The organism is Bacillus sp. KICET-3, assembly GCF_033261025.1.
Classification (GTDB): domain Bacteria; phylum Bacillota; class Bacilli; order Bacillales; family Bacillaceae; genus Bacillus; species Bacillus sonorensis.
Window position 1 is genome coordinate 974,571 of sequence record NZ_CP137345.1, and the last position, 12,613, is coordinate 987,183.

General features: G+C 45.8%; 12 protein-coding genes and 1 pseudogene. 11 read left to right on the top strand and 2 right to left on the bottom strand.

Annotated features, from left to right (window positions below; genetic code table 11):
* Positions 1-138: 138 nt before the first annotated feature.
* The 3 genes from R5H20_RS04785 to R5H20_RS04795 are packed head-to-tail and all read left to right on the top strand — an operon-like array spanning position 139 to position 4,044.
* Positions 139-1,098, top strand: coding sequence for a glycosyltransferase family 2 protein (locus R5H20_RS04785; protein ID WP_006639860.1), 960 nt, complete (start codon positions 139-141; stop codon positions 1,096-1,098).
* On the top strand, positions 1,067-1,468 hold the full coding sequence (locus R5H20_RS04790) for a GtrA family protein (RefSeq protein WP_006639859.1): 402 nt from the start codon (positions 1,067-1,069) through the stop codon (positions 1,466-1,468). The genes R5H20_RS04785 and R5H20_RS04790 overlap by 32 nt, the downstream gene beginning before the upstream one ends.
* The gene (locus R5H20_RS04795) at positions 1,465-4,044 is read left to right on the top strand and encodes a YfhO family protein (protein WP_006639858.1); all 2,580 of its coding nucleotides are present in this window, start codon (positions 1,465-1,467) and stop codon (positions 4,042-4,044) included. Before R5H20_RS04790 ends, R5H20_RS04795 begins: the two co-directional genes overlap by 4 nt.
* On the opposite strand, the gene R5H20_RS04800 is transcribed toward R5H20_RS04795, so the two are convergent.
* Positions 4,041-5,024, bottom strand: a complete 984-nt coding sequence (locus R5H20_RS04800; protein ID WP_006639857.1) for a metal-dependent hydrolase — start codon at positions 5,022-5,024, stop codon at positions 4,041-4,043. The genes R5H20_RS04795 and R5H20_RS04800 overlap by 4 nt on opposite strands.
* Positions 5,025-5,236: 212 nt before the next feature.
* Here R5H20_RS04800 and mutY point away from each other — a divergent pair, with 212 nt between their 5' ends.
* Positions 5,237-6,322, top strand: coding sequence for an A/G-specific adenine glycosylase (gene mutY / locus R5H20_RS04805; protein ID WP_006639856.1), 1,086 nt, complete (start codon positions 5,237-5,239; stop codon positions 6,320-6,322).
* A 25-nt stretch (positions 6,323-6,347) separates the two neighbouring features.
* On the opposite strand, the gene R5H20_RS04810 is transcribed toward mutY, so the two are convergent.
* Positions 6,348-6,572 carry a hypothetical protein gene (locus R5H20_RS04810; protein ID WP_006639855.1) on the bottom strand — a complete coding sequence of 75 codons (225 nt, stop codon included), beginning with the start codon at positions 6,570-6,572 and terminating at the stop codon, positions 6,348-6,350.
* An 80-nt stretch (positions 6,573-6,652) separates the two neighbouring features.
* Between R5H20_RS04810 and fabL the strand changes: the two genes are divergently transcribed.
* From fabL to R5H20_RS04845, 7 genes and pseudogenes are all read left to right on the top strand, one after another.
* Positions 6,653-7,405, top strand: coding sequence for an enoyl-[acyl-carrier-protein] reductase FabL (gene fabL / locus R5H20_RS04815; protein WP_006639854.1), 753 nt, complete (start codon positions 6,653-6,655; stop codon positions 7,403-7,405).
* Between the two features lie 83 nt (positions 7,406-7,488).
* Positions 7,489-7,638 (top strand): annotated as a pseudogene (locus R5H20_RS04820) (gamma-type small acid-soluble spore protein); the annotation flags it as partial.
* A 172-nt stretch (positions 7,639-7,810) separates the two neighbouring features.
* A complete protein-coding gene (locus tag R5H20_RS04825; RefSeq protein WP_006639852.1) occupies positions 7,811-8,056 on the top strand; it encodes a YgaB family protein in 246 nt (81 codons plus the stop codon).
* A gap of 153 nt (positions 8,057-8,209) precedes the next feature.
* Complete coding sequence (locus R5H20_RS04830; protein ID WP_006639851.1) at positions 8,210-8,740, top strand: nucleoside tri-diphosphate phosphatase; 531 nt, start codon at positions 8,210-8,212, stop codon at positions 8,738-8,740.
* 75 nt (positions 8,741-8,815) lie between these two features.
* Positions 8,816-10,558 carry an ABC transporter ATP-binding protein gene (locus R5H20_RS04835; RefSeq protein WP_006639850.1) on the top strand — a complete coding sequence of 581 codons (1,743 nt, stop codon included), beginning with the start codon at positions 8,816-8,818 and terminating at the stop codon, positions 10,556-10,558.
* Positions 10,559-10,685: 127 nt separating this feature from the next.
* On the top strand, positions 10,686-11,669 hold the full coding sequence (locus R5H20_RS04840; protein WP_006639849.1) for an ABC transporter ATP-binding protein: 984 nt from the start codon (positions 10,686-10,688) through the stop codon (positions 11,667-11,669).
* A complete protein-coding gene (locus R5H20_RS04845) occupies positions 11,662-12,612 on the top strand; it encodes an ABC transporter ATP-binding protein (protein ID WP_006639848.1) in 951 nt (316 codons plus the stop codon). The genes R5H20_RS04840 and R5H20_RS04845 overlap by 8 nt, the downstream gene beginning before the upstream one ends.
* Position 12,613: the final 1 nt, after the last annotated feature.

The window sequence follows — 12,613 nt, forward strand, 5'->3', positions numbered from 1 at the left end:
GATATAATGACAAAATAATCTTGTAGAAAATAGTGCCGCATACCTACGGCTTTCTTTTTGCTGTAATAAGGTGTGCGTAAAGTATCCTGCTCAGCATGCCGGATGCGAGTTTATTATGTCCAAAAGAGGTGCCTTTAAGTGAAGAAAGGATTCGTTTCAATTATTATTCCTTCCTATAATGAAGCAAGCAACATTAAACTGATTTATGAATCATTAAGGAACGAATTTCAATCCATTGAGTATGATTATGAAATTTACTACATAAATGACGGCAGTACAGATCAAACTTTGGAGGAAATAAAAAATCTGGCAGAAAAAAACGAGCGGGTGAAATATATTTCATTTTCAAGAAACTTCGGCAAGGAAGCGGCCATTCTCGCCGGATTTCAACACGCCAGGGGCGATGCGGTCGTTGTGATGGACGCTGATTTGCAGCATCCGACATACCTTCTCCACGATTTTATTAAAGGGTTTGAAGAAGGCTATGATCAAGTAATCGCCCAGCGGAACCGCAAGGGAGACAATCCGATCCGTTCCTATCTGTCATCGCTTTATTACCGTTTTATCAACAAAGCGGTTGAGGTTGATTTGCGGGACGGTGTCGGCGACTTCCGCCTGTTAAGCAGAAAAGCCGTGAACGCGCTCTTGAAACTCAGCGAAGGAAACCGTTTTTCAAAAGGTTTGTTTTGCTGGATCGGCTTTGATCAAAAAATTATTTATTATGAAAATGTCGAGAGGAAAAACGGAAAATCAAAGTGGTCGTTCCGCCACCTGTTGAACTATGGGATCGACGGGATCGTTTCGTTTAACAACAGACCGCTGAGAATTTGCTTCTACACCGGCATCTTCATTCTTTTTCTGTCGCTGATCTATATTATTGCAACGTTCATTCGGATACTAAAATACGGCGTGATCGTTCCGGGCTATTTTACAATCATTTCTGCGGTTTTGTTTCTTGGCGGCGTTCAGCTCCTCAGCCTCGGGATCATCGGCGAGTATATCGGGAGAATCTACTATGAGACGAAGAAGCGGCCTCATTATTTAATACAGGAGGCAAACATCGGGCATGGAGAAGCTCATGAAAAAAATGAATCTTGAATTTATTCGTTTCGCCATTGTCGGCGTCTTGAATACATTGAATTACTATGTAGTTTATTTGCTGCTGCATTTTGTGCTGCATATTGATTACATGGCATCACACATTGCCGGTTTTCTTGTCAGCCTTGTCATTTCATTTTTCTTGAATTGCTATTTTACATTTAAAACCAGACCGACTCTTGCGAAGTTTTTGCAGTTTCCGCTGACACAGCTGTTCAATTTGGCCGCGTCTTCTTTGTTTATGTATGTTTTTGTCAACCTTTTAAAAATGAACAGTGCGGCAGCACCGCTGGCTTCCATGTTTTTAACCGTTCCTCTGACATTTTTGCTGACAGGAAAGATTTTGAAAAGAGACAGGGGAAAAGTATGAAAAAAACAGCATTTTTATTTGTCATCTCAAGCTTTGTCATTTCTTTGGCCGCCCATTTGTTTTTTTTATATGAGTGGACCGAAGATCGCTACATGGTAGGGAACGGCGACGGGCTTGCGCAAATGGTCATTTTTAAGTCATTTCTATTTGACCAGTATAAACAAGGCAACTTTTTTTATTCCTATTCCTTCGGCCTCGGAGGCGGGATCTACAGCCAGCTTGGCTATTATTTCACGACATCTTTCGTGTTTATCGGTTCTGCGGTTGCCGTTTTTCTGCTGCAGCTTTTTCATATGGCGGGGGATGCCGATCCGCTGTTTTGGGCGAATGCCGCGGTCTTTATCAGCATTGTCAAGCTGAGCCTCATCATCTTGATCACTTCCTATGCGTTTTTCTATATGGTAAAACATAAAGCGGCCGCCTTTACAGGTGCCGTTTTGTACGGAACATCGGTCATCTATTTCCGCCATACGGTATTCTGGGAATTTTTCAGCGATGCCATGCTATGGGTGCCTTTGCTTGTCGTCGGCGCCGAAAAAATCATCAGGGAAAAGCGTCCCGGCCTGTTTATCATTGCCTGTTCTTTGACGCTGTTCAACAATTTTTATTTTGCTTATATCAACCTGATTTTCATTGCGATCTATGTCATTTTCCGCTGGCTGATCCGGCTTGATGACCGCGAGGCGTCAAAGTGGGAGCAATTCAGGCTGTTTGCGGTATCGTGTCTGATCTCCTTTGGAGTCAGCGCTGTTTCCTTTGTCCCTGCCGTATACGGCTTTTTGAACAATTTGCGGCCGCCGTACGACCAGACGATCGCGATGTACGATTTCACGGATGACATCTTGTTTTCAAGCCGCATCATCCTTCTGCCGGCAGCCTTTGTCCTGTTTTTGTTTGTCCTTTCATTTTACAAAAACAAAACATTCAGGCTGTTTGCCGGAATCAGCGTTGTATTGGGGCTTCTCCATTTCAGTCCGATCGCTGCGAGCGCATTTAACGGCTTCTCCGCCCCTCAGAACCGATTTGAATATTTGCTCGCATTTACGATTGGCGCGGCCGTGGCCGCCGGCTTGACGGAGATCAAAAACATAAAGCGAAAAGAAATCGCATGGTCATGCCTGCTTACCCTTCTTGTGTACATAGCCGTCATCCGGTACGAAGATGTTGATTTATCATTGCTGAAAAATTGGGGCATCCTTGCTCTGCTCTTTTTGGCAATCGCCGCTTTTGCGGCTGTTGGTTTAAGATATAAAAAATCGCTGTTTTTTTTGAACGGCTGTATATTGGTTTCGACGGTTTTGATAGCCAACGTATATGAAAAATACGTCCTTTCAGAAGGAAGCGATATAAAAAGTGTTTCGAAAGACTATATGACAAGCAATGACTACGACGGGGAAGAACAGCGCAAACTCCTGCAAAACATGAAAAAAGACGACGGCGGAGACCCGTATACAAGGATCGACTGGATGAACGGCGTTCGCAACAACACGCCGCTGATCCAGGATTTCAACGGCTTCAGCGCGTATTCGAGCATTCTTAATCAAAACCTTCTGCTATTTTATTGGAAAGACCTTGAGGTCGACATGGGAAGGGAAAGTGTCAGCCGCTACGCGACAATGGGCGGCCGCGCCAATTTATACAGCCTGCTGTACGGGAAGTACTACATGAGGGAAAAAGAGAACGCGTCTGACGCGCCATACGGATTTGAGAAAGCGGACGAGTCGCAGCATTATGCTGTATTTAAAAACAAATATACACTGCCGTTCATCCGTACGGCTGATACCGCTTTTTCAGAAAGAGATTTGTCGGGGGCGCCCGCATTGGCTAAAGAACATGCGATGCTGGAGGGAATCGTTTTAGAAAACCCTGATCAAAAAGCGAAGCCTCCGAAAGCTCCTGATTTGATCAGACAGACGAACGTAAGCATGAAAGGGGCAACCTATAAAAACGGCGTGCTGCATGTCACAGCGGAAAACGGCGGAATCGATCTCATCCCTCCCGGAGACGTCCCGAAAGAGGGCGACTACTATGTCAGCTTTTACTTGAAGAGCCTTGCCAAAGACCAGTTCTTCAACTTGAAAGTCAATGACTATGTCACGTCAAGAAAATCAAATCAGTCGATCTATAAAACGGGAATCTACGATTTGACGATCAGGGTGCCGAAGGCGGATAAGATTTCGATCCGGCTGCCGGAAGGAACGTACAAACTTGATGATCTCGAACTGTATCAGGAGAATTATCAAGCCCTAAAAAAAGCGGCAGCGAAAAAGGCGCCGTCTGCGCATATGACGTGGGAACAAAATAAATTGTCGATCAGCTATCAAAACTTAAACAAAGACCGCTATATGGTGCTCCCGATCCCATTTGAAAAAGGCTGGGAAGTCACGGTGAACGGTAAAAAACAAACCGTTCAAAAGGCAAACTATTCCTTCATCGGCTTCACTGTCGATAAAGGGGAAAACGACATACAGCTCGTATATGAGCCGCCGTACTTCAAAGAAACACTCGCTATCACCATCATCAGTCTTGGCGCAGGTATATGGTACAGCCGGAGAAGAAAAAAGCTTGGCTCTTAAACAGAGCCAAGCTTTAATTTTTTCTGAAGCTTTTCTTCGCTGAAAATCCACCCTGTATAGGATGTGATTAATTCCATGGTGTCCCGGTCGATATGGGCGATGGCAACAAACGGATAGTGCCCTTTGCTGCGGTATCTCAAATCGATGAACCGGACTTCATAATGGTCTTGATACGTATCGATTTCCCATTTGTAGACAGGGGAAAAAGAAAGAAAAGCAGAAATGTTTTTATCTTGTTTTGCCGCTTTCATAACAGATGATTCGGGAACCGGCACCCTGTTGAACGTATCGACGATAACGACGTTTCCGTCGATGCTTCTGCCGACGTAAAAAGCGGATTTTGCCTTGACGGCGATTCGCCACTGTCTGAATTTCATTGTCGGCGAGATGATGATTTCTTCAATATCATCGATTTTCTGGCGAAGCGATTGCTTGATCCGCCTTTGCATCCAAAATCTCAACAGGTAGTATCCCGCCAGGATGATGTAGAGGGCTAAAAACGTATAACCCTGATGCCCGCCCGCCAGCCAGACGGCGATGGCCGCAAGATGGCTCACGAAGATAAACGGATCAAATGTATTAATCAACCCAAGCGCCACCCATTTTCTTGAAAACGGTCTGATCGCCTGGGTGCCGTACGCATTGAAAATATCGACGAACACGTGCAATGCGACTGCGGCGAGCGTCCACAGCCAAAGATGCAGCAGGTTCGCTCCCGGATAGAACAAATACAGAATCCCCGGAAACAATATAGACCAAATGAGGACGGCGGGAATTGAATGTGTCAACCCTCTGTGATGCCTTATATAAACAGCGTTGTTTTTCAATTTTAAAATCGTATCGATATCAGGAGCCTGTGATCCGGCGATGGTCGCAATCATTACGGCCTGAGCCATAGAAGGATCCATGCCGACGACGGGATCCAACGTTGCGATGCCGCCGAGCGCAACACCCATGACAACGTGTGTGCCAGTATCCATTGGTGACCTCCCCTAACGGTGTTTGAAAATCATGTTTTGTTATACCTTAACCTGTACGCCGTCCCAATTCATGTCCTGAAATATTTAACGCTTTTTCTTTCCCCACTTTTCATGTAACATGTTTATCGTGTATGCATTTAGTTTACAACAAAAAGCCAAAAGAACAAAAGTGCAGTGTGTTAATGTGACGAGGACAGGCAAGGAGAAGTTTCATGATTGATTTGAAAAAAAAATTAGAGCAAAAAAATATTCAACAGTTTCAAGAAGATTTAATTTCTTGGTATGAAAAAGAAAAACGGGATCTTCCCTGGCGTTCAGACACGGACCCTTATAAAATCTGGGTTTCGGAGGTCATGCTGCAGCAGACCAGGGTTGAAACGGTCATCCCTTATTTTAACAATTTTATCGACAAGTTTCCGAACGTAAAAGCCCTCGCCGAAGCTGATGAAGAAAAAGTGCTTAAAGCATGGGAAGGACTGGGATACTATTCCCGCGTCCGGAATCTGCAAAGCGCAGTCAAAGAAGTGCATGAACGGTATGGCGGAGTTGTTCCTTCCTCAAAAGAGGAATTTGGCGGGTTAAAAGGAGTAGGCCCTTACACCAGAGGCGCGGTGCTGAGCATCGCCTACAATCAGCCGGTTCCGGCGGTGGACGGCAATGTGATGCGGGTGATGTCCCGGATTCTGTCCGTATGGGACGACATCGCAAAACCAAAGACAAAAACATTATTTGAAAACATCGTGGAAGCCTTTATGTCAAAAGATAAACCGTCTGAATTTAATCAGGGGCTGATGGAGCTTGGCGCGGTCATCTGCACGCCGAAATCGCCTTCCTGCCTTTTGTGCCCGGTCCGTGAACATTGCTCTGCTTTTGCTGAAGGGTGCGAAAAAGAGCTGCCCGTCAAAAGCAAAAAGAAGAAGCCCGGATTGAAAAGCCTTGCTGCCGTTGTTCTGACAGATGAAGAAGGTTATTTCTACATTCATAAAAGACCTGAATCCGGCCTGCTTGCGAATTTGTGGGAATTTCCAAATACAGAAACGCAAAAAGGCCTGAAAACAGAACGGGAGCAGCTTTCAGCTTTTCTGAAGGAACAAGCCGGAATCGAGGCCGACATCGGCCCGCTTGAAGGGATCGTTGAACACGTCTTTACACACCTTGTCTGGAACATTTCCGTTTTTTTCGGGAAAGTGCTGAATCAGCCGGATGGTACCTATTTGAAAAGGGTGACGAAAGAAGAGCTTGCTGAATACGCCTTCCCTGTGTCGCACCAGAAAATATGGAATATGTATATGAAATAGGCAGCTTGACTGTGAATGCTGCCCGTTAATCATAATGAATTTCAGTGCCGTGCGTATAGTCGGCTTCTTGGCGGCGGAGGCCGCCTCTGGCTTTAATTTCTTGTACAACCTCCACATATTCTTCATGCCCTTCCTGATTTAAAAAAGGCATCATTTGCTGGAAGGCGTGGTGGAAATAGAGGAGCTCCGCATCTTTCCATTCATGCTTAGGCGTTTGATCGAGCTCGCTCATGTCGCGTCCGACGTACATAAGGCGAAAGCCTCCTTTTGGTCTTGGATAACATTATTTTTAAACAGATTCAAATATCTATACTAGGAGATGAATGACAGATGGAACAAAGAAAATGTGCGCTGATTACAGGAAGCAGCAGGGGAGTCGGAAAAGCGGCGGCTCTCAGACTGGCGAAAAACGGCTACAATATCGTCATCAACTATGCAAGAAGCAAAAAAGCGGCAATGGAAACAGCTGAGGAAATCGAACAGCTCGGCGTAAAAGCACTGGTTGTTAAAGCGAATGTCGGCCAGCCGGCGAAAATTAAAGATATGTTTCAGCAAATTGAAGAAGCGTTCGGCAGACTTGATGTTTTTGTCAACAATGCCGCATCAGGCGTTTTGCGCCCTGTCATGGAGCTTGAAGAGAGCCATTGGGACTGGACGATGAACATCAATGCCAAAGCATTGCTTTTTTGCGCGCAAGAAGCGGCGAAGCTGATGGAAAAAACGGGCGGAGGCCATATTGTCAGCATCAGCTCCCTCGGTTCGATCCGCTATTTGGAAAACTATACGACAGTCGGCGTTTCCAAGGCGGCGCTTGAGTCATTAACGAGATATCTTGCAGTCGAGCTTGCTTCGAAAAACATCGTCGTCAACGCGGTATCCGGAGGTGCGATCGATACCGACGCGCTGAAGCATTTTCCAAACCGGGAAGAGCTTCTTGAGGATGCCCGTAAAAATACGCCGGCCGGCCGCATGGTCGAAATCGGCGATATGGTCGATGCCATCGAATTTTTGACGTCAGGAAAAGCGGATATGATCCGCGGACAGACGATCATTATCGACGGCGGACGCTCCCTGCTCGTTTAAATTTTTTTGCCTGAGTGAATAGGATATCACCCGTCTGCACAATCTAAGTGTCGTGGAGGTGATATACAATGGCTAACCAACAATCCAAAACAAACGCACAAAAAGTAAGACAACAAAACCAAGCTTCTGCTCAAGGTGGTCAGTTCGGCACTGAATTTGCCAGCGAAACTGACGCGCAGCAAGTGAGAAAAAATAACCAGCAAGCTGAGCAAAACAAACAGCAAAACAGCTAATCACTGAAACAGGAAAAAGCACTTCATGATCGGATGGGGTGCTTTTTTCTTTCCGCTTGTGATCCGACAAAACTTCCGAATCTTAGGCAGAATCAGTCAAAGGACATTCAGCAGGTATAGAGAAATGATACTTAGGCAATAAATGGAGTAGAGCAAAGAATGGAGGATATAAATGCCGGAATTTGAAAATTTGGTTCAAGGCCAGATGGAAATTATGGATAAGCTACTATATCTTCAAGCCGAGATTGAAAGATGCCAGCAAATCGAAAAAGAACTGATGGCCCTCGAAAAAAAAGCCCAGCTTTTATCGATTCGGGAAGACATATCTCAAAAGCGAAAAGACCTTGCCGCCATTCAGGATTTATTTCAAAAACAGACGGAACAGGTGATTCAGGCATATCAAAAAATTGAAGCCTGAGTTTTTTTTCCTGAAAAGAGCCATTCCTGTTCCGGAGTGGCTGTTTTATTTTCATTTTTTATTTTCAAACGTTATAATAAATAAAAGAACTGTCGGACAGGCGATGTGAAACACTGACTTGTAAGGCTTTTGCAAAGAAAGTAGGGGAGAAACATGGGCTTTCCCAAGGAAGGAGAAACCATTCAAATTCATAGCTACAAGCACAATGGGCAAATTCATCGGATTTGGAGCGAAACGACGATATTAAAAGCAACGGAATTGTGCATCATCGGCGCCAACGACCGGACAATGGTCACGGAATCTGACGGCCGGACATGGGTTACACGAGAGCCCGCCATTTGTTATTTCCATGCAAAGCAGTGGTTTAACGTCATCGGCATGCTTCGCGAAGACGGCATCTATTACTATTGCAACATCAGCTCGCCGTTTGCTTTGGACGATGAAGCCATCAAATACATTGACTATGATCTGGACGTAAAGGTCTTTCCCGATATGACCTACCATATTCTTGATGAAGACGAATACGCAGACCATAAAAAAGCGATGAATTATCCAAAGGAAATAGACGGTATCCTGAGATACCATTTGAATACGCTGCTTCACTGGATTCATCAAAGAAAAGGTCCGTTTGCTCCGGAGTTTATCGATTTTTGGTATGAACGGTATCTCCATTATACAAAATAAGCCATTTAGCCTGTTGAGAGTCAACAGGTTTTTTGTGGTGGACTCACACAAAGACAAAAACAGAGGGGGGATACTGTGGGTATCATCAGAAGATATATGGAATTTGTCAAGCCGTATAAATGGAAAATCATCTTGACAGTCCTGATCGGCATTATAAAATTTTCGATTCCGCTCGTCATCCCGCTTCTCCTGAAATATGTGGTCGATGACATCATTCAGGGAACCGGGACGGCTCAGGAAAAAACGTCTTCACTATTTACCGTAATGGCGGTCGTGTTCGCCGTTTATTTAGTGCTTCGGCCGCCTGTCGAATACTACCGGCAATATTTTGCGCAATGGACGGCAAGCAAGGTGCTCTATGACATCCGGGACAGGCTTTTTTCCCACATTCAGAAACTGAGCCTCAGATATTACGCGAATACGCGAGCCGGCGAAATTATTTCAAGGGTGATCAATGATGTCGAGCAAACGAAAGAATTTGTCATCATCGGGCTTATGAACGTCTGGCTGGACGTCATTACGATTTTTATCGCCGTTGCCATCATGATGACGATGGATGTGAAGCTGACCCTTATTTCGATTATTTTGTTCCCGCTTTACGGGCTCTCGGTTAAATATTTTTACGGCAGGCTCAGAACCCTGACGAGAGAGCGGTCCCAGGCTTTGGCCGAGGTGCAGGGCCATCTTCATGAACGGGTTCAGGGAATGCCGGTGATCAGAAGCTTTGCCATTGAAGATCATGAACAAAAGCAGTTTGACCATGAAAACGGAAATTTCCTCGGCAAAGCGATCCGCCATACGGCATGGAATGCGAAAACATTTGCCGTTGTCAACACGATTACGGATCTGGCGCCGCTCATTATCATTACAGTTGCAGGCTACCATGTTATTCACGGGAATTTGACGGTCGGTACGATGGTTGCGTTTGTCGGGTATATCGAAAGACTTTACAATCCGCTGAGGCGCCTTATCAATTCATCGACGACATTGACCCAATCGATCGCCTCCATGGACAGGCTGTTTGAGTTTATCGATGAACCGTATGAATTAAAGGATAAGCCCAATGCCATAAAAGCGGACCATTTACAAGGCGTTGTCGAATTTAAAAACGTCTCGTTTCAATATGAAAAAACAAATGAAATGATCTTGAAAAACCTGTCGTTAACAGCAAAACAAGGTGAAACGGTCGCCCTCGTCGGTATGAGCGGAGGCGGGAAATCTACGCTGGTCAGCCTGATCCCCAGGTTCTATGATGTCACATCCGGCCATTTGTATATTGATGGTGTCGATGTCCGCGATTACCAGGCGAGAAGCTTGAGAAACCAGATCGGCATGGTGCTGCAGGATACATTTTTGTTCAGCGAATCGATCCGTGAAAATATTTCAATCGGAAACCCTGACGCTTCGATGGAGAGCATCATTGCAGCAGCAAAGGCGGCAAATGCCCACGATTTTATTATGGAGCTGCCCGAGGGATATGAGACAAAGGTCGGGGAACGGGGCGTCAAGCTTTCAGGAGGGCAGAAGCAGCGGATTTCGATTGCCCGGGTGTTTTTGAAAAACCCGCCGCTTTTGATCTTGGATGAAGCCACCTCAGCGCTTGACCTTGAAAGCGAGCATTATATTCAAGAAGCGATGGAAAAGCTCGCAAAAGACCGGACAACCTTTATCGTGGCTCACAGACTGTCCACGATCACGCATGCTGACAAAATCGTCGTGATCGAAAACGGACAAATTGCCGAAATGGGAACGCATCAGGAACTGATGAGCCGCGACGGCCATTATAAGCAATTATTTACGATTCAAAAATTAAGCTGACATGTATAAAGCCTGACTTTCGTTTATCGCAAACGGAGGCCGGGCTTTTTCTCTTCTATAAATTTCGTACATATTTCCTATGCAGCGTAAATACAATTTAAAAAATACAAGCTCCGGAGGTGTATATGTGACAAAGGAGAAATTGCTCGAAGTATCGGATCTTTCCATTTCGTTTCAAAAAAAAAAATCTGACATTCCGATTGTTCAAGGCGTTTCTTTCACCATCCATAAAGGAGAAATCATCGGAGTTGTCGGGGAATCCGGCTGCGGCAAAAGCGTCACTTCCCTTGCCCTGATGGGACTGAATGCCAATACCCGCACTAAAGGACGGATCTTGTTTCAGGAAAAGAATCTTCTTATGCAGTCGGAAAAAGAATGGCGCCATATGCGCGGCAATGAAATAGCAATGATTTTTCAGGAGCCGATGACCTCTCTCAACCCCCTGTTCACGATTGGAGATCAGCTGATAGAAGCTCTATCCAGCCACACAAATAGACACAAAAAGCAAGCAGCCGAAAAAGCCGTCCGCATGCTGGAAACCGTCGGCCTTCCGAGGGCGGACCAGCTGATGAAACAGTATCCCCACGAATTATCGGGCGGTATGAGGCAGCGGGTCATGATCGCGATGGCTCTCATTTGCGATCCGAAGCTGCTGATTGCCGATGAACCGACAACCGCTCTTGACGTCACCATCCAGGCCCAAATTCTTTCTCTTTTAAAAAAAATGAACACAGCATTTCAAACAGCCATTCTTCTGATCACTCATGATCTCGGCGTTGTGCACAATACGTGCAGAAGAGTGATGATCATGTATGCCGGCCGAATCGTTGAAGAAGGAAGCGTCGCAGCCATTTTTGCAGATCCGAAACATCCTTATACGAAAGGGCTGTTTGCTTCCATTCCCGCATTCACCCGCAAATCGGAGAGATTGACGTCGATTGAAGGACAAGTGCCGAAGCCCGGAACGATCAAAAAAGGCTGCATGTTTGCCCCCAGATGTCCGCACAAAGTCGATCGCTGCGTTCAAGAAGAACCGCAGCTTGGCAGATTACATGATGAACACGCCGTACGGTGCTTTCTCTATGAGGAAGAAGGAGGGACAGATGACTAATGAGCTTTTAAACGTCAGCCGGCTGAAAACATATTATCCGGTCTCTCGAAAAAAAACGGTCAAAGCGGTTGATGATGTTTCGTTTTCGGTCGAAAAAGGAGAGATTCTCGGGATTGTAGGTGAATCCGGCTGCGGCAAATCAACTTTGGGAAAATCGATCTTGCGGCTGACAGAACCGACTTCAGGCAAGGTGGTCTTTCTCGGACATGAGATCACCGGACTCGGAGCAAAAGAGCTCCGCGGGATGAGAAGGCAGTTTCAAATGATTTTTCAAGACCCTTATGCGTCTTTAAATCCCCGGATGAAAATCAAAGATATTTTAGAAGAGCCGTTGATTGTCCATCGGTTAGGAACGAAAGCCGAGAGGAAAGATGTCGTCCGCTCAATGCTTGAGATCGTAGGCATGGACGCCTCATATGGAGAGCGTTATGCCCATCAATTCAGCGGCGGACAGAGGCAGAGAATCGGAATTGCAAAGGCGCTGATCACAAAGCCGAAGCTGATCATTGCCGATGAACCCGTTTCAGCGCTGGATGTGTCTGTACAGGCGCAAATTTTAAACCTGCTGTCAGATCTGCGGGAAGCTTTTTCACTAACCTTTCTCTTTATTTCGCATGATCTTGGCGTCGTTCGCTATATCAGCGACCGGGTGGCGGTCATGTATTTTGGAAAAATCGTCGAAATGGCTGATGCCGACACATTATTTAGAGCGCCGAAACATCCTTACACAGAATCCCTTTTGGCAGCAGTGCCCGTTATCGGAAAGGGAGAAGTGGATGAAGCGGCAGCAGACGTTCATATTGCTGGTGCTCATGAAAAAGGGTGTCCTTTTTACGGGAGATGCCGGAAACGTGAAGCAATATGCGAGGAGGCGGAGCCGGCGCTGGCCGAAACGGCGAATGGCCATTATACCGCATGTCATTTAACCAACAGGGAGGCTTAGA